Here is a 24,908-nt window from a genome sequence, read left to right on the forward strand (position 1 = left end):
TCGAGGCCGTCGACGACCAGTCGGCCGACGAGCGGGACGGCCGGCGCGGGCAGGGATGACCTTGGGCGCCTGCCGGCGTCGGCGTACTCCACCGCTACGGCGGTGCGGCTGACGCGAACGGACGCATATGCTGGCCGGTGGAGATCTCGCCTCCGCCGGCCGGCCCGTCCCGCCATGGCGGTCCCGCCGCGATTCCCGTCTCTACCCCGTCAGGAGCCCGCCCGACATGACCCAGTCCCCCGCCGTGCGTACCACCGGCCGGTCCGGTCCGGTCCGCATCGGCGAGCGAGCCGCCCGTACCCTCGTCACCGAGCTGGCCCGGATCAACGATCCCAAGGCCGCCCTGCTGGTCGGGGCGAGCCCGGAGTCCGCAGTGCTGGCCGCGGCGATCGACGCGCTGCTCCCCGGTGACCGGCTCACCGTGGTGCCCGCCGAGCCGTTCGGCGCTGCCGCGCTCCGCGAGCACATCACCGCCCAGGGTCGCTGGGTCGCCGACCGGGTGAGCATCGTCGACTCGCTGGCCGAGGCCGAGCCCGCCGGGGTCGTCATTGCCGGCGAGGTGTTCGCCGGCACCGCCGAGGAGACCCGCAGCGGCATCGAGGGCCTGGCCAAATACCTCTCCGACGGCGCGGTGTTGAGCGTGGCGACCATCGCCATGCCGGGCCGGACCACCGGCGCGGCCACCGAGCTGGCTCGACAGGACGCCCTCTACGGCGTCGGCGCCGACCTGGTGCTGCGCAACTCGCCACCGGTGCGGGTCTACCGGCTGCGGTTCACCCCGGCCAGCCCGGCCACGGCCGACAGGTTGGCCCCCGCGCACCGCCCGTCGAGCGTTCCGCTGACCCGCGGCATGCACATCGACTCCAACGGCGTGGCCGCGGCGGGCATCGCGCTGGGCCTCGCGGCGCTGGCCCGGGTGGCGCGTCCGTCGTCCAAGCTCTGGCTGCTGCCGGCGCTGGCCGCCGGGCCGGTCGCCGCGTTCTTCCGCGACCCCGAGCGGGACGTGCCGGAAGACCCGAGCGCCGTGGTCGCCAGCGCGGACGGCAAGGTCCTGTCGGTGCAGCGGCTGCACGACGAGCGTTTCGGCGACGGCGAGTGGCTCCGGGTCGCGGTCTTCCTGTCGGTGCTGGACGTGCACGTCAACCGGTCCCCGGTCGCCGGCAAGGTGGTGGACTACTTCGTCGCTGACGGCGGCTTCGTCAACGCGATGAAGCCGGACGCCGAGCACAACGTGGCGGCGTACACCGTGCTGGACACCGCTCGGGGCACGGTGGTGGTCGCGCAGCGCACCGGGCTCATCGCCCGCCGGATCGTGCAGCGCGCGCCCATCGGCGCGCTGCTGGCCAGGGGCGAGCGCTTCGGGCTGATCCGGTTCGGCTCCCGGACCGACGTCTACCTGCCGGCCGATGCCGCTGACCCGCTGGTCGGGCCGGGCGACAAGGTCGTCGGCGGTTCCACGGTCATCGCCCGCTGGCGCTGACCCACGAACGAGAAAGGGGCGCCGCTGTCCGCGGCGCCCCTTTCTCGTTGCTGCGATCAAGTGGTACGTGGTGCTGTGCTCATTTGCCGCGATGTGCTGTGCTCATTTGCCGCGATGTGCGGTGCTCAGGCGGTGCGACGCTGCCGCAGCCAGAGCACCGGCCCGCTGACCAGGTAACCCACCACGATCAGCGCGAACGTGATCCGGATGTCGACCAGCGCGCCGATCACCGGAGCCAGCCAGAGCCACGGGGGCAGCTTCACCAGGCGGGCGAGCTTGGCGTACGGGAAGCTCGAAACCATCGCGAAGGCCAGCAGCGCCACCCCGGCGACCAGCACGGCCCCGGGCACCGGCAGGCCGATCGCCACGGTCAGGGCGAGCACCGCAGCCGCCATCGTGGTCGGCACGCCGCAGAAGAAGCGGCCGTCCTTCGGCGAGACGTTGAAGCGGGCCAGTCGAATAGCGGCACAGGCCGCGACCAGGGCGCACGCCACCGCCGCCGCGGCGGTGGAGACGGAGCCGGCGAGCGAGGCGTAGACCACGACCGGCGCGGCGAGACCGAACGAGCACATGTCGGCGAGCGAGTCCATCTGCGCGCCGAACGGGCTGGCCACCCCGAGTCGGCGGGCCAGTGCGCCGTCCAGACCGTCGAAGGCGACGCACGCGATCAGGCAGAGCGCGGCGATGCGCACCTCGCCCTGCATGGCCAGGAAGATGGCCAGCATGCCGAGCATCAGGCTGGCCAGCGTGCACGCGTTGACCAGGCCGAACTTCATCCGACGGGCGATGGTGCGCTCGCCGGGAAGCAGCGGGATGGTAGCGGCGGACGCCTCGTCGGCGTACGCCATCGGCGGCATCGCCGGGCTGACCGGCATCACCGCCTCGATCTCCGCCCGACCGACGTTGTCAGCCGGCCGGCTGAGCCGGTCCAGGCCGTAACGACGGCGCTGCCGGTCGGCGTACCGGTGCTCGGTAGGAACCAGGTCGGTCCCGTGCAGGTCGTCGTCACGACGACCGACCCGGACCAGGAGCACCTGGCGGGCGAACGTGCTGCTGCGGCGCAACCTGCCCGCCCAGCGACGCCCTGCGGGGCGCGGACTGTCAGTAGTACGACGCCGGCGCCATGGGGCTCTCGGCACGTTTCCTCCATCACCGGATCGGCTGACCGCCGTGGGGGGCGGGTGTCCGGCTGTCTCGTGCCGGACCTTGCGTGGCCCGGCAGCCGTTTTGCGGAGTACACCATCGCATAGGGGAACATGGCTTGGCGATAGCTGCCGGCGGTACTTATATCTGGCTTAAACCGCTCGAACCGCTCGCTTGTTCCCATCCCGGGCTTCATCGCCCGTTTCCTCCACCATTCCCGCCTTTGACTGTACCGGAGGGTCACCAGTTCGGCTCACCGAGCGGCGTGCTATCGGCCACTCTGTCCGATTGCCAGCGTAGCGATGTCGCTCAACGGCAGGTCAACAGCTTCGGCGCGGGTGAACCAGCCGGCCCTCGCCGTCGAGCCCCCTGCGGATTCGGTGACCACCGCATCGGTAGGTACGTCCACCAACACCCGATAGATCACCCGTACGCCGTGCCAGTCCAACGGCCGACCCTCCGGGCCGAGCGCGGCTGGGTTGTGCAGATTGTCCACCCCGAGAAGCTCGACCACCCGACCGAGCTGACCACCCTCCTCGACCAGCTCCCGGAGCAACCCGGTGGTCGGCTGCTCACCGTGATCGGTACCCCCACCGGGCAGGTGCCACAAGCCAGCCCCCGGATAGCCGTCCGCGATCTGCGTGAGCAGGATCCGCCCTGCCGGATCGGTCACCAGCCCGTACGCCCCGAAGCGCAGCCGGCGATCGGGGTGCGGCGGCGGAAAGGACTGACCCGGCCGGTGCGACCCGGGCGGCAGCGGCGTGACCGGCAGGCCGAGCATTTCGGCGGTGAACGGTGTCAGCGACAACCCCGCCGCCTCGGCCAGGGTGAGCCAAGCAACGCGATCAACCAACCCACCACCAGCCTCAGCCACCGGCCCGTCACGCTGGGTCAACTCGAAGAACAGCCGGTCGGTGTGCAGCGAGACGTCCTCCGGATAGCTGGTCACGTCTGCGACCACCGCCCGCAGTCGACCCGCCGCTACGGTCAGCCCGGTCTGCTCGGCGACGGCACGAACCACGGCACGCTCGGGATGCTCGGCGTGCGCGACAGTACCTCCCGGCAGCCGCCACACCCCGGGAAACTCACCGCCCACCCCGTCCCGAACCACCAGCACCCGATCGCCATCCCACAGAACCCCATAAACCCCAACCCGCCGCAAGAACCCCATCCCCGCCCACTCCCACCCGCCCACGAAGCCCACCAAACCTGTCGATCATGAAGTTATAGCCGTCCATCTCGGCGTGTCCTGACAATAACTTCATGATCAACGGGGTGAGGCGGGCAGGAGCGGCGCCCCGACGGACCTCGACCCGTGGCGCCGACCCTCCGCACCGGGCTGCGTTCAAGCCGGCCTCAGGTCCGAAGGACCGCCCTTTTGCCGAAGGGGGCCCTTTCTGGGGATATGTCCGTACTGCGTCACCGTGTGGCTACGAGGCCGCTCAAGCAATGATCGACTCGGTTTTGCGGAAATCGGGGTGTCCTGGTGCTGGGATACCGCGACTTCAATGAAACCGAGTCGATCATTCGGCCGCAGCACTTCGCCGTGGGATTGCCGGGTATCCACACCCGATCGGCCTGCTGAGCGCGCACGACCACACCACCACACGACCACACGACCACACGACCGCCGGCAGCAGGCAGCAGGCAGCAGGCAGCAAGGACATCCCCGACGCCAGGCAGCGCGGCCACGGTCACCTGCGCGCGCCTGACGCGAGATGCACCGAACCCCGCATCACCGCAGGTCACACCGGCGCCAGAACGAGGCCGGGATGACCACGGATCAGGTGAGCTGGGCGGCTTGGACTGCTTCGGCGGTCACCTCGGTGAGGTGGTGGGCGGGGAGAGCGCCCAGCTCCTCGCGCCCGAACCAGCGGGCCTCGCAGGTGGAGCCGCCCACGTCGGCCACGGTCAGCGGGTTGGGTTGGTCGACGACGACGCGGTAGAAGGCGCGCACCCCGTGCCAGTCGATCGGGTAGCCCTCGGGGCCGAGTGAGGCGGCGTCGCGGTGGCTGGCCACTCCGAGAAGCTCGACCAGGCGGCCGGTCTGCCCGGTCTCCTCGACCAGCTCGCGGATGAGGGCCGCTCCGGGCTGCTCGCCGTAGTCGGTGCCGCCGCCAGGCAGGTGCCAGCAGCCGGCGCCGGGGTAGCCGTCGGAGACCCGGGTGAGCAGCACCCGGCCGGCCGGGTCGGTGCAGACGGCGTACGCGGCGAAGCGCTGCGCCCGGTGCAGCCCGTCCGGGCCGGGCACCGCGTAAAACGAGGGGAACTCGGGTGCCTCGTCGGGCACCACGTCGGCCGAGGAGGCGGGCAGCCCGAGGGCGCGTGCGGTGAACGAGCGCAGGGGCAGCTCGCGCGCCTCGTCGAGCGTGTACCAGCGGGCCAGGTCGGTGGGACGCTCGCCGACCCGGTCGGCCAGTGTGCCGCCACGCACCGCCACCCGGTAGATCAACCGGTCGGTGTGGATGGTGATGCCGCGGTCCGGCAGTGCGCGCATGTCGGCGAGCACGTCGGCCAGGCCGGAGACGGCGACCGAGAGGCCGGTTTCGGCGGCGGTTTCACGGACGACAGTGTGGTTCGGGTCCTCGCCGTGGTCGACCGCCCCGCCAGGCAGCGACCACGTGCCGGGGGTGCCGGAGCGCTCCGATGCGCGGACCAGCAAGACTCGGCCTCTTGAATCAGCACAAACTGCGTATGCCGCGATCCTGCGGAGCGGCTCCAGCAAGGTGGTCACGGGACCAAATTCTCCCCGCGCCTGGTTACCGGAACGGAAAAGAGTCGGATTCCTGACTGTCTGACACCGATCAGGGATCGGTCAGGGTAAGGATCCGGGCGGTCACCGAGGGCGGGCCGGCCGCCAGCGCGGACAGTGGGGTCATGACATCGACCACCGCTCCCCACGCCCCGTACAAGCAGCTCCGGCGACCCACCACCGACCGCATGGTCGCGGGGGTCGCCAGCGGCGTCGGCCGCTACTTCGCCATCGATCCCACACTGGTCCGGGTGCTCTTCGCGGTCAGCGGCCTGCTCACCGGCGGGCTGGCGCTGTTCGCGTACCCGATCATGTGGTTCCTGATGCCGGAGGAGCCCACCGGCGCGCCGGCCTGGCCGCACCCGGCGGGCACCGCGCCGCAGCCCACCGCCCCGACGCCGCCCTACCCGCCGACGACCCCGTTCAACACGCCGCCGGCCGCCTGAGCGGCGCCTACTCCCACTCGATGGTGCCCGGCGGCTTGCTGGTCACGTCCAGGACCACGCGGTTCACCTCAGCCACCTCGTTGGTGATCCGGGTGGAGATCCGGGCAACCACCTCGTAGGGCAGTCGTGACCAGTCAGCGGTCATGGCGTCCTCGCTGGAGACGGGGCGCAGCACCACGGGGTGCCCGTAACTGCGCCCGTCTCCCTGCACACCGACGCTGCGGACGTCGGCGAGCAGCACCACCGGGAACTGCCAGACGCCCCGGTCCAGGCCGGCGGCGGTCAGTTCCTCGCGGGCGATCAGGTCGGCCTCGCGGAGCAGGTCGAGGCGCTCCTGGTTGACCGCGCCGATGATCCGGATGGCCAGGCCGGGGCCGGGGAACGGGTGCCGCCAGACCATCGCCTCGGGCAGGCCCAGCTGGAGGCCGAGCGCCCGGACCTCGTCCTTGAAGAGGGTGCGCAGCGGCTCGACCAGGGCGAACTTCAGGTCCTCGGGCAGACCGCCGACGTTGTGGTGGCTCTTGATGTTGGCGGTGCCGGTGCCGCCGCCAGACTCCACCACGTCGGGGTAGAGGGTGCCCTGGACGAGGAACTCGACATCGCCGTGCAAGGCGATCTCGCGGGCGGCGGCCTCGAAGACCCGGATGAACTCCCGGCCAATGATCTTGCGCTTCTGCTCCGGGTCGGTCACGTCGGCCAGCGCGCCGAGGAACCGGTCGGTGGCGTCGACCACCTTCAGCTTGATGCCGGTGGCGGCGACGTAGTCCTTCTCCACCTGCTCGGCTTCACCGGCGCGCAGCAGACCGTGGTCGACGAAGACGCAGGTGAGCTGGTCACCGACCGCCTTGTGCACCAGCGCGGCGGCGACCGCGGAGTCCACCCCGCCGGACAGGCCGCAGATGACCTCCTTGTCGCCGACCTGGGCGCGGATCCGGGCAACCTGCTCGTCGATGATGTTCTCGGGCGTCCAGGTCGGCTCGATGCCGGCGATGTCGTACAGGAAGCGGGTCAGCATCTCCTGGCCGTGCGCGGTGTGCCCGACCTCCGGGTGGAACTGCACGCCGGCACGCCGGCCGGCCAGGTCCTCGAAGGCGGCGACCGGCGCGCCCGCCGACTCGGCGGTCACCGTGAAGCCCGCGGGGGCCTCGGTGACGGCGTCACCGTGGCTCATCCAGACGGGCAGGTCCGCCGGCAGGTCGCGCAGCAGCACACCGGGTTCGAGCAGGCGGGGGCGCAGCGGCGTGCCGCCGTACTCGCGGTTGCCGGTCTTCGCGACAGTGCCGCCGAGCGCCTGGGCCATCGCCTGGAAGCCGTAGCAGATGCCGAAGACCGGCACGTCGGCGCTGAACACGCCCGCGTCGATCTGCGGTGCGTCGGCTGCGTAGACGCTGGCGGGGCCACCGGAGAGGATGATCGCGGCGGGGTTCTTCGCCAGCATCTCGGCGATCGGCATCGAGTGCGGCACGATCTCGGAGTAGACCTTCGCCTCACGGACCCGGCGCGCGATGAGCTGGGCGTACTGGGCTCCGAAGTCCACCACGAGGACGGGGCGAGGCAGGCTCATGTGCGCAAATCCTACCGACAGTCACGGCCGCGCCCGGCACCGGCTCGCCCCCCGCGCCCGCCGGCCTCACTGCCGCAGCGCGCCCGGGGCGTCCGTCGGCACCGCCGGGTGGTGCGGGGGTACGGGTGCCAGCCGGCGGTACGGGGACCCGAGCGTCGGTCGGGGGTCCTCCTCGCCCCGGTTGGGCCAGAAGGACATCGCCCGTTCCGCCTGCGCGGTGATCGTCAGCGACGGGTTCACGCCGAGGTTGGCCGAGACCGCAGCGCCGTCGACGACGTGCAGCCCGGGGTGTCCGTACACCCGGTGCCAGGGGTCGACCACCCCGTCGGCCGGGGTGGCGCCGATGGGCGCCCCGCCGAGGATGTGCGCGGTCACCGGGATGTCGAACGGCTCGGTGAGTGAGCCGCCGGGGGTGCCGCCGATCTCGTCGGCGAGCAGTCGGGCCGCGGTGTTGCCGGCCGGGATCCAGGTCGGGCTCGGGGTGCCGTGGCCCGGGCCGGTGACCAGTCGACGACCGAACAGGCCGCGCCGCCACCGGGTGGTCAGGGAGTTGTCCACCGACTGCATCACCAGGGCGATCACCGTCCGCTCCGACCAGCCGCGCACGGACAGCATCCGGGCGGCCAGCCGTGGCTGGCGCACGATGCTGCCCAGCCAGCGGCGTACCCGGTGGGGACCGCCGTCGACCAGCAGCGACTGGAGCAGCCCCATCGCGTTGGAGCCGCGCCCGTAGCGGACCGGTTCGATGTGGGTCTGCGGGTCGGGGTGGAACGAGCTGGTGATCGCCACGCCGTCGGTGAAGTCCAGCCCTTCGGCCCGGGCCTGCTGGCGTGCCACCGAGGCACCCAGGATCGCCTCCGAGTTGGTCCGGGTCAGCTCGCCCAGGCGGGGCGAGAGCCCGGGCAGCACGCCGTCGTCCTTCATCGCGTGCAGCAGCCGTTGGGTGCCGAGCGCTCCGGCGGCGAACACCACCTGGTCAGCGTGGATCACCTGGCGTCGGTGACGCACCCAGGCGCCGGTGCGGACGGTGTGCACCTCGTACCCGCCCTCCGCGGCGGGTTTGACGGCAGTCACAGTGGTCAGCGGGTGCACGACGGCGCCCAGTCGCTCGGCGAGCCAGAGATAGTTCTTGACCAGGGTGTTCTTCGCACCGTGCCGGCAGCCGGTCATGCACCCGCCGCAGTGCGAGCAGCCGGTGCGCTCCGGGCCGGCGCCGCCGAAGTACGGGTCGGCGACCCGCTCGCCGGGGCGGCCGATGTGCACGCCCACCGGGGTGGCGTGGAAGGTGTGCCCCACCCCCATCCGCTCGGCCACCGCCCGCATGGCACGGTCCGCGCCGGTGTTCACCGGGTACGTGGTGACGCCGAGCATCCGCTTCGCCTGGTCGTAGTGGCGGGCCAACTCGTCGCGCCAGTCGGTGATGTCCCGCCACTGTGGGTCGGTGTAGAAGGGCGGCAGCGGCTCGTAGAGGGTGTTCGCGTAGACCAGTGAGCCGCCGCCCACCCCGGCTCCGGAGAGCACCAGCACACCACCGCCGGAGCGCTTCGCGGCCGGGCGGAGCAGGGTGATCCGCTGGATGCCGTAGCAGCCCAGTTTCGGCGCCCACAGGAACCGGCGGGCACGCCAGGACGTCTGCGGGAACTCGTCGTCGGCGAAGCGTCGGCCGGCTTCCAGCACAGCGACGGAGTAGCCCTTTTCGGAGAGGCGGAGCGCGGTGACGCTGCCGCCGAAGCCGGACCCGATGACGACCACGTCATACCGCATGGATGCATCATTACTCGCCAGTAGCGCTCGCGCTAGCGCCCGATTTCGCGCGATCATGCTCCGGCCGACCGACCCGGCGCCTTCCGGCCGCAACCCGGAGCACCCGTCGGAGCGTTGTTCACCAGACGGGTGGAGGGAATTTTCAGATGATCCTCGGGTCGATGGCACCGCGCCGACGGTGGTTGCTGCTGGGGTTGACGGCCCTCGCAGCCGTCGCGCTGATCGCGGCCGGGGCGGTGGTGATCACCCGGCTGACCAGCGACAACAAGCCGGGCGGCGCTCCGGTGGCCGGCTCGCCGACGCCGACGCCGATTCCGACGCCCACCCCGAGCCCCAGCGGCCCACCGCCGGGCGCGGACATCACCGGCCCGCTCAACCTGCTGCTGGTCGGTGTGGACACCCGGGTCAGCGTGCCCGGATGGGAACCGCACTCGGACGCCGTGCTGGTCCTGCACGTGCCGAAGGGGTTGGGCCAGGCGTACCTCTTCTCGCTCCCCCGCGACCTGCTGGTGGACATCCCGGCGTTCCCGAAGGCCGGCTACAAGGGCGGCAAGACCAAGCTCACCCACGCGATGAGCTTCGGCAGCCGGGTGCCGGGCAAACCCAAGGAGCCGAGCACCGCCCAGGGGTACGAGCTGCTGCGCAGCACGGTCGCCGGGTACACCGGGCTGCGGATCGACGCCGGTGCGGTGCTCACGTTCAACGGGTTCGACAAGCTGGTCAACGCGCTGGGCGGGGTGGACATCTACGTCGACCAGCGGGTCGAGTCGATGCACCGCCGACCGGACGGCAAATACCGGGAGAGCGTGCCGGGCGGTTACACCGGTCCGCAGCAGGTCTACGAGAAGGGCGAGCAGCACCTCAACGGCTGGCAGGCACTGGACTACGCGCGGCAGCGCTACATCCCCGGCGGCGACTACGCCCGGCAGCGTCACCAGCAGCAACTGATCAAGGCGATGACCAGCAAGATCCTGGACGAGGGCCTGGCCCGGCAACCGGAGCGGGTCGACCAGGTCGTCGCGGCGCTGGGTAACACGCTGATCTACGTGGGTGGGCGGCGGATCGTCGACATCGCGTACGCCCTCGGTGGGATGCCGGAGAACAAGTTCGTGCTCGTCGGCCTGCCCGGGTCCGGCGTCGGCAAGGGCAGCGCCTACCGCGGCGAACAGCTCACCGCCGTCGGCCGGAAGTTCATCACCGAACTCCGCGCCGGCCGCGCCGACGCCTACCTTGCCGCCAACCCCACCCTGGTCGTCAAGAACTGACCCCGCTCAGAGCCGCTTGGGCAGGGCCGGCTTCTTCGTGCCGTACAACCAGGCGTCGAAGAGCGCGTCGAGCTGCTTGCCGGAGACGCGCTCGGCGAGGGCGACGAACTCCGCAGTGGTGGCGGTGCCGTTGCGCTTCTCCGCCGCCCAGGTCTTGACGATCTCGAAGAACGCCTTGTCGCCCACAGCCACCCGCAGGGCGTGCAGGGTCATGCCGCCGCGCTGGTAGACAGACTCGCTGAACAACTCCTTGGCACCAGGCTTGCCCGGCGGCGTCTTCCACACCTGAGCGGACATCCGGGCGTACCGGTTGTCGAAGGCCTCCTTGGCCGTGTACGTCCTGGTGTGCTCGGCCCAGAGCCACTCCGCGTACGTCGCGAAGCCCTCGTTGAGCCAGATGTCCTCCCACCTGGCCAGCGCGACACTGTCACCGAACCACTGGTGCGCCAGCTCGTGCGCGACCACCTCGGTGTTCTCGCCCTGTCGGAAGAAGCCGGCGGAGTAGACCGGGCGGCTCTGCGTCTCCAGGGCGTACGAGATCCGGCTGTCGGTGACCACCACACCGCCGTACGCGTCGAACGGGTACGGCCCGAACACGCTCTCCAGGTAGTCGGCCACCTTGACGGTCTGGGCGATCGACGTGTCGGCCGCGCCCTTGGCCACGTTGGTGGCGACCGCGTTGTAGACCGGGCGGCCCTTGTGCTCGCCGGTGGTGATCCGGAACTTGCCGATCACCAGTGTGCTCAGGTAACTGGCCATCGGCGACTTCTCCGACCACTTCCAGGTGGTCCAGCCGTCCTTGCTGGCCTTGCCGCCCGGCACGCCGTTGCTGACCGCGGTCAGACCGTCGGGCACTGTGACCTCGAAGTCGTACGCCGCCTTGTCGGACGGGTGGTCGTTGACCGGGTACCAGGTGCTGGCCGACTCGGGCTGACCCAGGGCGATGGCACCGTCCGGGGTGTGCAGGAACCCGCCCTCACCGAGCGTCTCGTTCTTCAGCGGCTTCGGCACACCCTCGTAGGTGACCTCGGCGACGAACCCGTTGCCGTTGATCAGGCCGGAGGCCGGCTTGACCACCAGCTCGTTCCGCTTCCGCTCATGGGTGGCCGGCGCGCCGTCCACGGTGACCGTGGTGACCGTCAGGCCGGCCAGGTCGAGGTTGAACGTCGACAGGTCGGTCGTCGCGGTGGCCTGCACCGTGGTCGTACCGGTCAACCGGTCCTTCGCCGGGTCGTAGCGCACCTTGACCGTGTACCGCCCGACGTCGTAGCCGCCGTTGCCGTAGGTCGGGAAGTAGGCGTCCCCGACCCCCTCGGCACCGGCGGTGAACGTCCGTGCCGGGGTGGGCGACGCGCTCGGCGCCGACGCCGCCTCCGGGGCCGACGAGTCGCATCCGGACAGTGCGAGCGCCCCGGTCACCAGCAGACCGACGCCCATCCGTAGGTCGTGCCGCGTCACCCGCATCTCGAACCCTCCCCGGTACGGTCGCGGTGACGGCGTCCACCGCTCCGCGCGCACGGACGGTCCCCCGCCGTCCGCAGGCGGGAGCATATCGACCGGCCATCACGGCTCCGTCACGGCAGTGTGGGCGCTGATCCACCCACCAACCAGGCATCGAAGAGCGGTCGAAGCTGCCGACCCGCCACCCGCTCGGCCAGCGCGACAAGGTCCGAGGTGGTCGCGTTGCCCGCCGCCTGCTCGCTGGTCCAGGTCCGCAGGAGGCGGAAGAACGTGTCGTCACCGACGGTCCGGCGCAGCGCGTGCACCGCGAGTGCCCCCCGCTTGTAGACGGCCGTGCCGAACATCGACTCCCGGCCCGGCTCGACCGACGGCTGCGACCAGTCGGTCGCCGCGTACTGGAGCTCGAAGTTGCGTTGCGCGGTCCGGCCGCCGTCGTGCTCCTCCCACAGCCACTCCGCGTAGCTGGCGAAGCCCTCGTTGAGCCAGATGTCGCTCCACCTGGTCAGCGACACACTGTCGCCGAACCACTGGTGGGCCAGCTCGTGCGCCACCACGCTCGGGTTGGGTTGGTCGTCCGCGAAGAATGCGGGCCCGTAGACCGGGCGGGACTGGGTCTCCAGCGCGTACCCGATCCGGTCGTCGGCGACCACGATCCCGCCGTACGAGTCGAACGGGTACGGGCCGAACCGGCTGGCCAGGAAGTCGACGATCGCCCCGGTGCGGGCCAGTGAGCTGGCCGCGCCGCCGTTCGCGGGCAGGCTCGCCGCCACCGCCGTGACCATCGGTCGGCCGGCGTGCGTGCCGGTCACCACCCGGTAGTCGCCGATCACCAGGGTGCTCAGGTAACTGGCCATCGGGGCGCGCTCCGACCAGTGCCAGGTGGTCCAGCCGTCGGCGCTGCTCTTCGGGCCGGGCACACCGTTGCTCAGTGCGGCCAGGCCGTCCGGGACGGTCACCGCCAGGTCGTAGGTGGCCTTGTCCGACGGGTGGTCGTTGACCGGGAACCAGGTGGCGGCCGAGTCGGGTTGGCCGAGCGCGACAGCGCCGTCGGCGGTGTGCAGGAAACCCCCGCTGCCCAACGACCCGTCGACCACAGCCGTGGGCACACCCGCGTAGTCGACCGCCACGGTGAACTGCCGGCCGCGCGGGAGCCCGGCGCGCGGGGTCACCACCAGCTCGCCGTCGCCGCGCCGGTGGTCGGCTCGTGCGTCGGCAACGGTGACCGCGCTGACGGTCAGTCCGGCCAGGTCCAGGTTGAACCGGGACAGGTCCTGGGTGGCCGTGGCCGTGATGACGGCGCGACCGGTCAGCCGGTCCGTCGACGGGTCGTAGCGGACGTCGAGGTCGTAGTGCGAGACGTCGTAGCCGCCGTTGCCGCGCCCCGGCACGTACGGGTCGCCCGAGTCGGCCGCGCCGGGGCGGAACCCGTCGCTGTCGCCCGTACAGCCGGTCGTGGCCAGTCCGACGACGCAGGTCAGCGTGGCGGCGATGGCGGTCAACCGACTGCCGGCCGATCTCCGTCCGGTCCGGACCATGCACACCCCCTGCGGTACCTCCGGTGAGGACGAGCGTAGTCAGCGCCGCAGGCGACGCGGTCCGTATTGACGATCATCAGTAACTTTCGTTGAATCAAACAAAAGTTACCATCGATCGATACTTTCTTTCGACTTTGACCGACGTTAGTGTCGATCTCCGACCACCGTCGCGAAAGGTGGAACCATGCCAGACCACACCGCACCCGACGCCACCCCCACCGGCCGACTCAGCCGTCGGTCCCTGCTCGCCGCGTCCGCCGGCGCAGCCGCCGCGATCGGCGCGGCCGGCCTACCGGTCCTCGCCACCGGCACCCCCGCGCTCGCCAAACCCAAGAGCAAGCTGCGGGTCGAGCCGCTGATCCCGGCGAAGAACCGCGGCATCATCCTCTACAGCGTCCGTGACCGGATCACCGCCGCGCCCGACGACAGTGGAGTGCCCTACGGTTTCGAGCGCGTCCTCGCCCGGCTCGCCGAGATCGGCTACAAGGAGATCGAGTTCGCCGGCTACACGCAGAGCACCGAGATCCTCGGCCGGCAGATCACCCCCACCGAGATCCGCAAGATCCTCGACGACAACGGTCTGGTGGCCAACGGCACCCACGCCTCGATCCAGCCGGCCACCTTCCAGCAGCAGCTCGACATCGCCCAGGAACTCGGCATGAAGAACATCGGCACCGGCAGCGACCCGACCAGCAGCGCGTACAAGGCCGAGTGGGACGCCGCCGCCGACATCTGGAACGAGCTGGGCCGGCAGGCCCGGGCCCGGGGCATGCGGCTGTACACGCACAACCACGACGCCGCGTACAGCTTCCTGATCGACCGTGGCCCGCGCGACGCGCAGGGCCGGCAGACCCGGTCGTCCGGCATCCGCCGGCTGGAGTACTTCTTCGAGATCACCGACCCGCGGTACGTCTTCTTCGAGCTCGACATCTACTGGGCCTACGTGGCCCGCTACAAGCACCAGAAGTACGTCGACCCGGCCGGCCAGGAAGTGACCGACCTGTTCGACCCGATCCTCACCGTGGCCGACCGGACCACCCGGTTCCCGCTCTTCCACGCCAAGGACGGCGACCGGGACACCAGCGTTCCCAACGGATACCAGATGACCCCGCTGGGCGAGGGTGACCTCAACTTCCAGCAGTTCTTCCAGACCATCGGCGAGCGGAACTTCCACCACGCCAACTGGGAGATGGACACCGCCCCCGGCGGTGCCGACAACAAGGGCCAGTCACTGGACTTCGCGGCGACCAGCTACCGCAACATGTCCGACCTGACCATCTACCTGGACAAGTGACTCCCGGCTGACGCGACGAAGGCCGGCCCCGCAGCACCGCGGGGCCGGCCGTCCGGCGTCTGAGAGAAGGGTCAGCGGTCGAGGACCAGGCCGACCTTCTGGAACTCCTTCAGGTCGCGGTAACCGCACTTGGCCATCGCCCGACGCAGCCCACCGAACAGGTTGAGCTGGCCGTCGGCCTCGTCAGCCGGCCCGAAGAGCAGCTCCTCCATCGAACCGAGCGGCTCACCGGCAACCTCGAACGCGCCCCGAGGCAGCGACGGGTGACTCGCCGCCGAGTGCCACCAGGCACCACCGGCGGGGGCCTCCTCGCAGAGCGACAGCGGCTCACCGAGCATCACCGCGTCCGCACCGCAGCCGAGCGCCTTGGCGATGTCACCCGAGGTCTGGATGTCACCGTCGGCGATGAGGTGCACGTACCGGCCGCCGGTCTCGTCCAGATAGTCGCGGCGGGCCGCCGCCGCATCCGCGATCGCGGTCGCCATCGGCACCCGGATCCCCAGCACCGACTCGGTGGTCGACCACTCGTCGCCACCGATGCCCACGATGACCCCGGCCGCACCGGTACGCATCAGGTGCAGAGCGGTCTTGTAGTCCGTGCAACCGCCGACGATCACCGGCAGGTCGAGGTCGGCGATGAACTCCTTGAGGTTCAACGGCTCATCGGTGGTCGACACGTGCTCGGCCGAGACGATGGTGCCCTGGATGACCAGGATGTCCACCCCGGCGTCCAGGATCACCGGAGCCAGCGCCAGGGTGTGCTGCGGGGAGACCCGCACCGCCACAGTGCCGCCACCGGCGCGCAGCTCACGAACCCGCTCGGCGATCAGGTCCGGACGGATCGGCTCGGCGTACACCTCCTGGAGCTTCTTGGTGGCGCGGGCGTCCTCATCGAGGCCGGCCAGCTCCTCCAGCACCTTGGTCGGGTTCTCGTAGCGGGTCCAGAGCCCCTCGACGTTGAGCACACCGAGGCCGCCGAGCTCACCGAGCCGCACCGCCGACGCCGGGCTCATGGTGGCGTCGGAGGGGTGGCCGACGCACGGGATACCGAACGGGTACGCGTCGAGCTGCCAGGAGGTGGAGACGTCGTCGACGTCCCTGGTCCGGCGGCTCGGCACGATGGCGATGTCGTCCAGGTGGTAGCCGCGCTGCGCGGTCTTGCCCAGCCCGATCTCGACCACGTCACGCATGGGGGACTCCAGATGGTTGGGGGTGGTGGGTCAGCGGGTGTGGTAGTTGGGCGCCTCGACGGTCATCTGGATGTCGTGCGGGTGGCTCTCCTTCAGCCCGGCCGCGGTGATCCGGATGAGCTGGCCTCGGCGGTGCAGATCGGGGATGTTCTCCGCACCGGCGTATCCCATGGCCAGTCGCAAACCGCCGACCAGCTGGTGGGCGACCCGGGAGAGCGGCCCCCGGTAGGGCACCTGACCCTCGACGCCCTCCGGGACGAGCTTGTCGTCGCTGAGCACGTCCTGCTGGAAGTAGCGGTCCTTGCTGTACGACTTGGCCTGACCCCGGGACTGCATCGCGCCGAGCGACCCCATCCCGCGGTAGGTCTTGAACTGCTTGCCGTTGACGAAGATCAGCTCGCCGGGGCTCTCCTCGCAGCCGGCCAGCAGGCTGCCGAGCATCACCGTGTCGGCACCGGCCACCAGGGCCTTGGCGATGTCGCCGGAGTATTGGATGCCACCGTCGCCGATCACCGGCACGCCGGCCGGCCGGGCGGCACGGGCTGCCTCCATGATCGCGGTCACCTGCGGCACACCGACGCCGGCGACGATCCGGGTGGTGCAGATCGCGCCCGGACCCACGCCCACCTTGACGCCGTCGGCGCCGGCGTCGACCAGCGCCTTCGCGCCGGCGTACGTGGCCACGTTGCCGCCCATGATGTCGACAGTGACGTCGGCCTTGAGCCGGCGGACCATGTCCAGCACGGCCCGCTGGTGACCGTGCGCGGTGTCCACGATCAGCACGTCGACGCCCGCGTCGACCAGGGCACGGGCCCGCTTGTACGAGTCCTCGCCGACACCGATGGCGGCGGCGACCCGGAGGCGGCCGGCGTCGTCCTTGCTGGCGTCCGGGTACTGCTCGCTCTTGGTGAAGTCCTTCACGGTGATCAGGCCACGCAGCCGACCCGACTCGTCGACGATCGGCAGCTTCTCGACCTTGTGCTGGCGCAGCAGCGCGAGAGCGTCGTCCTTGCTCACGCCCACCCGGGCGGTGACCAGCGGGGTGTGGGTCATGATCTCGCGGACCGGGGTGTCCGGCTCGGAGACGAAACGCATGTCGCGGTTGGTGACGATGCCGACCAGTTGGCCGTCGCCGTCCACCACGGGGACGCCGGAGATGCGGTAACGCCCGCACAGCTCGTCGACCTCGCGCAGTGTGTCGTCAGGGCTGGCGGTCACCGGGTTGGTGATCATGCCGGACTCGGAGCGCTTGACCAGGTCGACCTGGAGCGCCTGGTCCTCCATGGAGAGGTTGCGGTGCAACACGCCGATGCCGCCCTGGCGGGCCATGGCGATCGCCATCCGGGCCTCGGTCACCGTGTCCATCGCGCTGGAGAGCAGCGGAATGGACAACTCGACGTTGCGGGTGAGCTTCGTCCGGGTGTTGACCCGACTGGGCACCACGTCCGACTCGCCCGGCTGGAGCAGCACGTCGTCGAAGGTGAGGCCGAGCGGAACCACCCGGGCGGAGCCGGCCGGCAGCTCGGGCAGGTGGCCGCCCAGGTCGGCGTGCTCCACGCCGGCCGGAAGATCGGTGCTGGGCGAATTTTCCACGATTGCTCCCCTGAGCTGCTCGGATGGGCTTCAGCGAGGTGGCGCGGGCGGGCACCGGAGCGCGCCACGGTGCCGGCACGTCGCCTCATCGTACCCAGTGACCTGGGCGACCCGTCTGTGGCGGCCCGGCCCGGCGCACGGCCCGGGGGGCGGACGTCCGCGCCGCGTTGGGTCTACGGTGAAGGGGTGCACGACGAGCCCATCGACCCGTTCAATGGCGACCCGGCCGATCCCACAGCGGGTCTGGATGAGCCGGGCGATGACCCGACGCCGGATCCGCTGACCGACGTCGAGCGCCAGGACGTGCTGGAAGACCTCGCCGACCTGGAGATCTACCAGGCCCTGCTCGCCCCGATCGGGGTCCGTGGCCTGGTGATCGAATGCGAGGACTGCCGAGAGCCGCACTACTTCGACTGGGACCTGCTCCGGGGCAACCTGCGCCACCTGCTCAACTCCGGCCGCCCCCGCGTGCATGAGCCCGCGTACGACCCCGACCCGGACCACTACGTGACCTGGGACTACGCCCGGGGCTACGCCGACGGCGTGCACGACACACTGACCGAGGGCACCGAGGACGAGCCGGGCACCCCGACCGCAACGCAGTGACGGTCGGGTGCGTGGACGCCGTTTGATGGTGGCGTGCGGCGCCTGCCAGTGACCGTGGCGTGCGGCCTGGCGCGGCGCGATGACGGTGGCGTGCGCGCGGCGTGGCGCGTGCCGATGACTGCGGCGCAGCGCGGCGTGGCGTCTGCCGGTGGAGTGCGGCGTGCGCGTACCAGTGACCGTGGTGTGCGGCGCGTGCCGGTGACCGTGGCGTGACCCTCAGGCGACCAGCCCGGCGCGGAAGCCGGCTGCCACCGCGTGCGCCCGGTCCCGGGCCCCAAGCTTGCGGAACAACCGGCGAGCGTGCGTCTTGACCGTGTCTTCCGAGACGAACAACTCCCGGCCGATCTCCGCGTTGCTCTTACCCTCGGCCATGCCGAGCAGCACCTGAAGCTCGCGCTCGGTGAGCCCGATCGACGCCCGGGTGGGCCGGGTGTTCGCAGCGGGCCGGGCCGGATCGGTCTGATCCGCCGACGACTCGCCGGTCGCCGACTCGGCCTCGTCGTCCCCCCGCTGCACCGGCACCGACGGCATCCCCGCCGACCCGTCGCCGGGCGTTGCCGGCCAGCCGGGCTCGCCGGAGCCACGCGGGGACGGCCCGGAGCGACCAGAACCGCCCACCGCCGCGGCATCCCGGGCCGGATCGGTGATCCGCTGCCGGGAGGCCCGGCCGGGCGCTGTGAGCAGCAGGAGGGCCTTGGCCACCGCGCTGGTCAGGTCGTGGTCGACGTTCTGAATGAGACCGCGGGCACCGGCGCTGATGGTGGCCGCCGCCGCCTCGGACTCTTCGGTACCAAGCAGCAGCACCGCGGCCTGCGGCGCGCGGGCCAGGACCCGACGAACGAAGCCGGCGCTGTCCGGCCGGGTGAGGGCCGTATCGGCCAACACCACGTCGGCCGGTCGCTCGGCCAGCCGCAGCATCACCTCAGGATCGGAGACTGCGGTACGAACAATTGCTGACAACCCCAGCCGCGCGGCAGCAGAAGCAAGGTGCTGGGCCGCGAGTGGTGTCCGAACGCACACAAGGACGGTACGCACTGTGGTCTCCTCTCCGCCAACGAGCAGACCATGACGGGGTCGGCTCGGGAGGGGGTTCCCGGCAATCCTTCGAACTTTTCCGACAGATAGGGCAAAAGCCGCAATTTGTGGGACGTTTTCGATCACACACGTGTGAGTCGGCTGCGGCCCGGGTACCGGGAGGTCCAGGCCGGGAACGGTGCGCCTGCGCGGCCCGCCGCACGGATGCCGGCCACAAGGATTCTCGCGGAGCCGCGCGGGAGGAGGGGTGCTGATGTCGAACGTACGTAGACTGCCCGGACCCATCGTCGATCTCTGGGACTGGCAACGGCTCGGTGCCTGCCGAGGGCGGGACAGCGCCCAGTTCTTCCACCCGGACGGCGAGCGTGGCTCCTCCCGACTGCGTCGCGAGTCCGCCGCCAAGTCGGTCTGTCGCGCCTGCCCGGTCCGGGCCGAGTGCGCCGCACACGCACTGTCGGTCCGCGAGCCGTACGGCGTGTGGGGCGGCTTCAGCGAGTCGGAACGACTGCGACTGCTCGCCGTCGGCTGGGAGGACCTGGCAGACCGCCGGCACGCCCGGGTCGACGTCGCACGGCTGGAGGCCCGACTGGGTCACCCGCACAAGTCGACCGTCCCGGCCCAACGCAACGTCGCCTGACCCGACACATACCTGACGTCCGCGAAACCGCGTCCCTCGTTCGGGGGCGCGGTTTCGACGTCCCCACCCCTGGGCGGCCTCAACATCCCCGGGTTAAGGCGGGCTCGGCCTCCCCGCCCGGTCTCGCCAAAAACCCCAACATCCGCATGATCGACACGGGTTCAATGGTGTCGGGGTGTCCCGCCGCCTCGGACACCCCGATTTTGGCAAAGCCGAGTGGATCATGCCCAGAACGGAACGGGCTGAGGCCGGCCGCGCCTCCGTATGGGAGGTTTGTCCGGTCTGAGGGGTTAAGGCGAGAGCGCCGATGGCCCCGGTACGAGGGTTGCGGCCTTCGGGGCGTTTGGCCTGTGACCGGTCGCACCGGTGGGTCGGAATGATGGCCCGGGCGGGGTCGTTACACACTCTGACGATCGCAGGACCACCGGCTCGCCGCCCCGCCCACCGGGGTTGGTAGCGGGGTTGGAATGCCCGACCCGGCCCGCATCGTTGAAGCCTTCCCAGCACCCCGCTCCATCGGGTGTCACGGGATGGCCCGGCCTCCGGAATGACTCCGGGCCCCCGGTCGTTACACATGGACCCGGCGCCCGAGCCCTCCGCTCGCAGGCCGCCGACCCGGCCCCCGCAAGCCCCCCGGCTTAACTGGTGCCGATCTCCCCCAGACTTTTTCCCTTTGTTTGATGCAGCGCCGGACGAGGTGCTCACACCCTTGTGTCGCCGACCCCCATTGGCGGCCTGGGTGTTCCTACCCCCGAAGGAGCTACCCCCATGAACACGATCTTCCGTAAGAGCATGCTGTCTGTTGCTGGTCTCGCGTTCGCCGGTGGTGTCTTCGCCGGCCCGATCGCCGCCCACGCCAACCCCGTCGACGCCAAGCCGGTGGCGGTGCAGTCGGCCGCCCCGAAGCCCCAGGGCGACCAGTCCCACATCACCCTCAACGACGAGCAGACCGCCAACGTCAAGGCGATCATCGCCGCCACGAAGAAGGCCGGCCTGCCCGAGCGCGCCGCGGTCATCTCCATCGCGACGAGCCTGCAGGAGTCCAAGCTGGAAAACCTGGGCCACCTCGGCGACAAGAATGACCATGACTCGCTGGGCCTGTTCCAACAGCGCCCGACCAGTGGTTGGGGCACGCCGGAGCAGATCACCGACCCCGCCTACTCCACCACCGCGTTCCTCAAGGGCCTCAAGCAGGTCGACGGGTGGCAGGACATGCCGCTGACCGACGCCGCGCAGACCGTCCAGGTCTCCGCCTACCCCGACGCCTACGCCCAGTGGGAACAGCAGGCCACCGACCTCGTCGCCCAGCACTGGAACAGCTGACACCAACACAAACACTGAACGACCCGACCACTGGCCGGCACCCCAACCCGGGGTGCCGGCCAGCGGCATATCCCGCACAACCACAAGGACACCAACAACAAGGCCCGGCAGACCTTGGACACTTTCCGTTAGCCGCTAACGGAAACTGTCCAAGATCTACACGGTCGGGCTCACTCGGCCGGCGCGACACGCCGCCCACCGGGCCGGGCCGGCCGGCCGGCCCGACAGCGCTCCGACGGCTTCCGACCGGAGCGGACCGCCCGGCACTGCCGGATCAGCGGACGGTGACGGTGACCGTGTGCCAGCCGGTGGCGCCGTCCGGGACGACATCCTGCGTACGCTCGGTCTGGGTTTCGCCGGTGGCGTCCGTTGCCCGGACCTGGAGCCGGTGCTCGCCTGGCGTGGCGTCCCAGCGCCACGACCACTGCACCCAGGTGTCCACCGACACGGCTGGGGCCAGCTCGGCCTGCTGCCACTCGCCGTCGTCGACGCGGACCTCGACCTGGCGGATGCCCCGGTGCTGCGCCCACGCCACACCGGCGATGGTCACCGGCCCCGTGGTCAGCCGGTTACGTCCCCGGGGCGTGTCGATCCTCGACTGCGTCTTGATGGGCCCTTCGACCGACCAGCCGCGCGGCACCCAGTACGCGTCGAAGTCCGCGAACCGGGTCAGCTCCAGCTCGGTCACCCACTTGCACGCCGACACGTACCCGTAGAGGCCGGGCACCACCATCCGGACCGGGAAGCCGTGCTCGACGGGCAGAGGCTCGCCGTTCATGCCGACCGCCAGCAGCGCGTCCCGCCCGTCGCGCAGCGCGGCGGTGGGGGTGCCGCAGGTCCAGCCGTCGACCGACCGGCCGACGACCTGGTCGGCGTCCGCATCCGGCTCGACCTCGTCGAGCAGTTCCCGCAGGGGTACGCCGAGCCAGCGGGCGTTGCCGATCAGGTCACCGCCCACCTCGTTGGAGACGCAGGCCAACGTGACGTACCGCTCGACCAGCGGCCGGGCCAGCAGGTCGGCGTAGGTGTAGGTGCGCTCGGTGCCGACCCGCCCGTGGATCCGCAGCCGCCAGCTGTCCGGGTCCACCTGGGGTACCACCAGCGCGGTGTCGATCCGGTAGAACCCGAGGTTCGAGGTGACGTACGGCGCGAGTTGCGCCAGCGAGAGGTCCGCGCCAGCGGGTACGGCCGCTGCGGGGGCGACCGGCGCGGGCAGCCGGATCGCGTCCCGAGCGGCGGACACCCCACGTCGGCCGGCCAGCCAGCGCCCACCGAGACCTGCCGCCACGGCGGTTCCGAGCAGAACCCCGCTGCTGGTGAGGAACCGCCGCCGCGACTCGGGGTCGACTTCCGCAGCCCTGGCCGCGGGTTGCCCGCCCGGAGCCACCGGCGCAGCGGGCGCCACCGGGCCAGCAGGCGACACCGGCGCGGCGGGAGTCACCGGCACCGGCAGGCCCTCGGGCGTCGGCGAAGGCGGCTCGGCCCGCGACCCCCGCGCCGGACCCGCAGGCGGCACCGACCCAGCAGGCGGCACCGACCCGGCGGGCGGCGCGATCGGCGTGGGCGGTGACCATGGCCAGGGGTCCAGCTCGAACGGGCCGTCGATGAACAGCCAGAGCACCAGGCCGCCGAGGCCGGCGCCGACAAGCGACGGCAGCGCGTCGGCGGTGTCCGCACCGGAACGGGTCAGCGCGGCGGCCACACCGATGACGCCGAACGCGGCGATGCCGGCCAGGCCGAATGCCAGCCGCCGGACCGCCAGCACACCGAACAGCGCCGCGAACCCTCCCAGCAACAGGCCCGTACCGACCAGCAGCGCGATCTTGTCGGCGGTGCCGAAGAGGTCGATGGCGAGTTGCTTCAGCGACTCGGGGACGGCGTCGACGACCACCCCGCCGACCGCGACCAGCGGTGCCGACCGGGGGCCGGTCAGGACCGCCACCGGTTCGGCGATTCCGATCGCGACGGCGGCGGCGGTGATCCCGGCCAGCGCGGCGTAGCGCCGCGACGTGGTGCTCATCGGCCCAGTGTGCGCGATCATCCGGTCCACTCGCCAACAACGGCAGCGTCGGTAACAGACCCATAAGACGTTCCGGGGCACACCGTCGTGCGACGGTGTGCCCCGGAACGGGTGTCGCTACCGGGTCAGAAGCCCGGGCCGTGCTGGTGGCCGTGACCGTGGCCGTGGCCGCCGCCGGCGGACTGCTCCGCCTGCTCCGGCTTCTCGACCACGAGGCTCTCCGTGGTGAGCAGCAGACCGGCGATCGAGGCGGCGTTGGTGACCGCGTTGCGGGTCACCTTCACCGGGTCGATGATGCCGGCCTTGACGAGGTCGACGTACTCGCCCTTGGCGGCGTCGAGGCCGTTGCCCCACTCCAGGTCGGCGACCTTCTGCGTCACGACGTAGCCGTCGTGACCGGCGTTCTGGGCGATCCAGCGCAGCGGCTCGACGAGCGACTTGCGCACGACCGAGACACCGATCTTCTCGTCGCCAGTGAAGCCCAGGTCGTCGTCGAGCACCGAACGGATCTGCACCAGGGCGGCGCCGCCGCCGGGCACAGTGCCCTCCTCGACCGCAGCCTTGGTCGCCGCGATGGCGTCCTCGATGCGGTGCTTGCGCTCCTTCATCTCGACCTCGGTGGCCGCGCCAGCCTTGATGACGGCGATGCCACCGGAGAGCTTCGCCAGCCGCTCGGCCAGCTTCTCCCGGTCCCAGTCGGAGTCGGAGGCCTCGATCTCCTTGCGGATCTGGGACACCCGGTCGGCGACGTCAGCCTTCTGGCCGCCGCCGTCGACGATCGTGGTGTTCTCCTTGTCGACCACGACGCGCCGAGCGGTGCCGAGCACCTCCAGGCCGACCTGGTCGATCTTGTAGCCCAGCTCCGGGGCGACCAGCTCGGCACCCGTGGAGATCGCGATGTCCTGGAGCATCGCCTTGCGCCGGTCACCGAAGCCCGGGGCCTTGACCGCGCAGACCTTGAGGGTCTTGCGCAGCGAGTTGACCACCAGGGTGGAGAGCGCCTGGCCGTCCACGTCCTCGGCGATGATCAGCAGGGGCTTGCTGTTCTGCAGGATCTTCTCCAGCAGCGGCAGCAGCTCTTCGATCGCCGAGATCTTCTGGGTGGTGACCAGGATGTACGCGTCCTCAAGGACGGACTCCTGGCTCTCCAGGTCGGTGACGAAGTTCGGCGAGATGAAGCCCTTGTCGAACTGGAGACCCTCGGTCACGTCCAGTTCGGTGGTGAGCATGGAGCCTTCCTCGACGGTGATGACACCGTCGCGGCCGACCCGCTCCATCGCCTCGGCGATCAGGTCGCCGATCGTGGCATCCTGCGCGGAGATCGTCGCCACGTTCGCGATCGACTCCTTGCTGGTGACCTCGGCGGCACGGCCGAGCAGCGCCTCGGAGACCTTGGCGGCCGCCGCGTCGATGCCCCGCTTGAGGCCGGCCGGGTTGGTCCCGGCGGTCACGTTGCGCAGACCCTCGCGAACCATCGCCTGGGCCAGCACGGTCGCGGTGGTGGTCCCGTCGCCGGCGACGTCGTTGGTCTTGGTCGCCACCTCCTTGACCAGCTGCGCGCCAAGGTTCTCGTACGGGTTGGTGAGCTCGATCTCCTTGGCGATGGTCACACCATCGTTGGTGATCGTCGGCGCACCGAATTTCTTGTCCAGGACGACGTTGCGCCCGCGCGGGCCGAGGGTGACCTTGACCACGTCCGCGAGGGCGTTGACACCGTGCTCCAGCAGGTGCCGGGCGTCGTCCGAGAAGCTCAGGATCTTCGCCATTTATGTCCCTTCGAAGCGCCATTGCCCCGGCCCG

At 70.8% G+C, this 24,908-nt stretch carries 18 protein-coding genes and 2 pseudogenes; 7 read left to right on the forward strand and 13 right to left on the reverse strand.

The annotated features are described in order from the left end of the window. Positions 1-226 precede the first annotated feature (226 nt). Positions 227-1,480, forward strand: a complete 1,254-nt coding sequence (locus GA0070619_RS24070; protein WP_088950156.1) for a phosphatidylserine decarboxylase — start codon at positions 227-229, stop codon at positions 1,478-1,480. A 125-nt stretch (positions 1,481-1,605) separates the two neighbouring features. Here the strand turns inward: GA0070619_RS24070 and GA0070619_RS24075 are convergent, their stop codons facing one another. The 3 genes from GA0070619_RS24075 to GA0070619_RS24085 form a co-directional block, all read right to left on the reverse strand. After that, positions 1,606-2,544: a CDP-alcohol phosphatidyltransferase family protein gene (locus GA0070619_RS24075; RefSeq protein WP_088950157.1), complete on the reverse strand. Its 939-nt coding sequence runs from the start codon at positions 2,542-2,544 to the stop codon at positions 1,606-1,608. Between the two features lie 347 nt (positions 2,545-2,891). Continuing rightward, positions 2,892-3,794: an NUDIX hydrolase gene (locus tag GA0070619_RS24080; RefSeq protein ID WP_088952017.1), complete on the reverse strand. Its 903-nt coding sequence runs from the start codon at positions 3,792-3,794 to the stop codon at positions 2,892-2,894. 612 nt (positions 3,795-4,406) lie between these two features. Further along, positions 4,407-5,357 carry an NUDIX hydrolase gene (locus GA0070619_RS24085; protein WP_088950158.1) on the reverse strand — a complete coding sequence of 317 codons (951 nt, stop codon included), beginning with the start codon at positions 5,355-5,357 and terminating at the stop codon, positions 4,407-4,409. 143 nt (positions 5,358-5,500) lie between these two features. Here GA0070619_RS24085 and GA0070619_RS24090 point away from each other — a divergent pair, with 143 nt between their 5' ends. After that, positions 5,501-5,821, forward strand: coding sequence for a PspC domain-containing protein (locus GA0070619_RS24090; RefSeq protein ID WP_088950159.1), 321 nt, complete (start codon positions 5,501-5,503; stop codon positions 5,819-5,821). Positions 5,822-5,828: 7 nt separating this feature from the next. On the opposite strand, the gene guaA is transcribed toward GA0070619_RS24090, so the two are convergent. Together guaA and GA0070619_RS24100 are read right to left on the reverse strand one after the other, a co-directional pair. Further along, positions 5,829-7,385, reverse strand: a complete 1,557-nt coding sequence (gene guaA, locus GA0070619_RS24095; RefSeq protein ID WP_088950160.1) for a glutamine-hydrolyzing GMP synthase — start codon at positions 7,383-7,385, stop codon at positions 5,829-5,831. Positions 7,386-7,451: 66 nt separating this feature from the next. After that, positions 7,452-9,149: an FAD-dependent oxidoreductase gene (locus GA0070619_RS24100; protein ID WP_088950161.1), complete on the reverse strand. Its 1,698-nt coding sequence runs from the start codon at positions 9,147-9,149 to the stop codon at positions 7,452-7,454. A 161-nt stretch (positions 9,150-9,310) separates the two neighbouring features. Between GA0070619_RS24100 and GA0070619_RS24105 the strand changes: the two genes are divergently transcribed. Continuing rightward, complete coding sequence (locus GA0070619_RS24105) at positions 9,311-10,414, forward strand: LCP family protein (RefSeq protein WP_231927143.1); 1,104 nt, start codon at positions 9,311-9,313, stop codon at positions 10,412-10,414. A 6-nt stretch (positions 10,415-10,420) separates the two neighbouring features. Here GA0070619_RS24105 and GA0070619_RS24110 read toward each other — a convergent pair whose 3' ends face one another. Both GA0070619_RS24110 and GA0070619_RS24115 read right to left on the reverse strand, forming a co-directional pair. After that, complete coding sequence (locus GA0070619_RS24110; protein ID WP_088950163.1) at positions 10,421-11,878, reverse strand: M1 family metallopeptidase; 1,458 nt, start codon at positions 11,876-11,878, stop codon at positions 10,421-10,423. A 110-nt stretch (positions 11,879-11,988) separates the two neighbouring features. Continuing rightward, positions 11,989-13,410, reverse strand: a complete 1,422-nt coding sequence (locus tag GA0070619_RS24115; protein ID WP_088950164.1) for a M1 family metallopeptidase — start codon at positions 13,408-13,410, stop codon at positions 11,989-11,991. 184 nt (positions 13,411-13,594) lie between these two features. On the opposite strand from GA0070619_RS24115, the gene GA0070619_RS24120 reads away from it, so the two are divergent. Next, positions 13,595-14,704, forward strand: coding sequence for a sugar phosphate isomerase/epimerase family protein (locus tag GA0070619_RS24120; RefSeq protein WP_088950165.1), 1,110 nt, complete (start codon positions 13,595-13,597; stop codon positions 14,702-14,704). A 71-nt stretch (positions 14,705-14,775) separates the two neighbouring features. Here the strand turns inward: GA0070619_RS24120 and GA0070619_RS24125 are convergent, their stop codons facing one another. Both GA0070619_RS24125 and guaB read right to left on the reverse strand, forming a co-directional pair. Further along, positions 14,776-15,894, reverse strand: coding sequence for a GuaB3 family IMP dehydrogenase-related protein (locus GA0070619_RS24125; RefSeq protein ID WP_088950166.1), 1,119 nt, complete (start codon positions 15,892-15,894; stop codon positions 14,776-14,778). Positions 15,895-15,924: 30 nt separating this feature from the next. Then, complete coding sequence (gene guaB / locus GA0070619_RS24130; RefSeq protein WP_088950167.1) at positions 15,925-17,487, reverse strand: IMP dehydrogenase; 1,563 nt, start codon at positions 17,485-17,487, stop codon at positions 15,925-15,927. Positions 17,488-17,673: 186 nt separating this feature from the next. On the opposite strand from guaB, the gene GA0070619_RS24135 reads away from it, so the two are divergent. After that, positions 17,674-18,093, forward strand: coding sequence for a DUF5319 domain-containing protein (locus GA0070619_RS24135; RefSeq protein ID WP_088950168.1), 420 nt, complete (start codon positions 17,674-17,676; stop codon positions 18,091-18,093). A gap of 216 nt (positions 18,094-18,309) precedes the next feature. On the opposite strand, the pseudogene GA0070619_RS34165 reads toward GA0070619_RS24135, so the two are convergent. Both GA0070619_RS34165 and GA0070619_RS34170 read right to left on the reverse strand, forming a co-directional pair. Continuing rightward, positions 18,310-18,507 (reverse strand): annotated as a pseudogene (locus tag GA0070619_RS34165) (response regulator transcription factor); the annotation flags it as partial. Between the two features lie 183 nt (positions 18,508-18,690). Continuing rightward, positions 18,691-19,128: pseudogene (locus GA0070619_RS34170) on the reverse strand (helix-turn-helix transcriptional regulator); the annotation flags it as partial. A gap of 253 nt (positions 19,129-19,381) precedes the next feature. Here GA0070619_RS34170 and GA0070619_RS24145 point away from each other — a divergent pair. Together GA0070619_RS24145 and GA0070619_RS24150 are read left to right on the forward strand one after the other, a co-directional pair. Then, positions 19,382-19,765 carry a WhiB family transcriptional regulator gene (locus GA0070619_RS24145; RefSeq protein WP_088952018.1) on the forward strand — a complete coding sequence of 128 codons (384 nt, stop codon included), beginning with the start codon at positions 19,382-19,384 and terminating at the stop codon, positions 19,763-19,765. 768 nt (positions 19,766-20,533) lie between these two features. After that, complete coding sequence (locus tag GA0070619_RS24150; protein ID WP_088950170.1) at positions 20,534-21,088, forward strand: hypothetical protein; 555 nt, start codon at positions 20,534-20,536, stop codon at positions 21,086-21,088. 274 nt (positions 21,089-21,362) lie between these two features. Here GA0070619_RS24150 and GA0070619_RS24155 read toward each other — a convergent pair whose 3' ends face one another. Then, entirely contained in the window at positions 21,363-23,108 is a 1,746-nt protein-coding gene (locus GA0070619_RS24155; RefSeq protein ID WP_088952019.1) for a molybdopterin-dependent oxidoreductase, read from the reverse strand. Between the two features lie 125 nt (positions 23,109-23,233). Beyond that, on the reverse strand, positions 23,234-24,874 hold the full coding sequence (gene groL, locus GA0070619_RS24160) for a chaperonin GroEL (protein ID WP_088950171.1): 1,641 nt from the start codon (positions 24,872-24,874) through the stop codon (positions 23,234-23,236). Between the last annotated feature and the right edge of the window lie 34 nt (positions 24,875-24,908).

The sequence above is a fragment of the Micromonospora zamorensis genome, from assembly GCF_900090275.1.
In the GTDB taxonomy this organism is placed as follows: domain Bacteria; phylum Actinomycetota; class Actinomycetes; order Mycobacteriales; family Micromonosporaceae; genus Micromonospora; species Micromonospora zamorensis.

Coding starts and splice junctions, on each gene's coding strand:
- GA0070619_RS24120 (WP_088950165.1), top strand. CDS start 13,595: ATGCCAGACCACACCGCACCCGACGCCACCCCCACCGGCCGACTCAGC.
- groL (WP_088950171.1), bottom strand. CDS start 24,874: ATGGCGAAGATCCTGAGCTTCTCGGACGACGCCCGGCACCTGCTGGAG.
- GA0070619_RS24090 (WP_088950159.1), top strand. CDS start 5,501: ATGACATCGACCACCGCTCCCCACGCCCCGTACAAGCAGCTCCGGCGA.
- GA0070619_RS24125 (WP_088950166.1), bottom strand. CDS start 15,894: ATGCGTGACGTGGTCGAGATCGGGCTGGGCAAGACCGCGCAGCGCGGC.
- GA0070619_RS24115 (WP_088950164.1), bottom strand. CDS start 13,410: ATGGTCCGGACCGGACGGAGATCGGCCGGCAGTCGGTTGACCGCCATC.
- GA0070619_RS24110 (WP_088950163.1), bottom strand. CDS start 11,878: ATGCGGGTGACGCGGCACGACCTACGGATGGGCGTCGGTCTGCTGGTG.
- GA0070619_RS24100 (WP_088950161.1), bottom strand. CDS start 9,149: ATGCGGTATGACGTGGTCGTCATCGGGTCCGGCTTCGGCGGCAGCGTC.
- GA0070619_RS24150 (WP_088950170.1), top strand. CDS start 20,534: ATGAACACGATCTTCCGTAAGAGCATGCTGTCTGTTGCTGGTCTCGCG.
- GA0070619_RS24145 (WP_088952018.1), top strand. CDS start 19,382: ATGTCGAACGTACGTAGACTGCCCGGACCCATCGTCGATCTCTGGGAC.
- GA0070619_RS24070 (WP_088950156.1), top strand. CDS start 227: ATGACCCAGTCCCCCGCCGTGCGTACCACCGGCCGGTCCGGTCCGGTC.
- GA0070619_RS24105 (WP_231927143.1), top strand. CDS start 9,311: ATGGCACCGCGCCGACGGTGGTTGCTGCTGGGGTTGACGGCCCTCGCA.
- GA0070619_RS24080 (WP_088952017.1), bottom strand. CDS start 3,794: ATGGGGTTCTTGCGGCGGGTTGGGGTTTATGGGGTTCTGTGGGATGGC.
- GA0070619_RS24155 (WP_088952019.1), bottom strand. CDS start 23,108: ATGAGCACCACGTCGCGGCGCTACGCCGCGCTGGCCGGGATCACCGCC.
- guaA (WP_088950160.1), bottom strand. CDS start 7,385: ATGAGCCTGCCTCGCCCCGTCCTCGTGGTGGACTTCGGAGCCCAGTAC.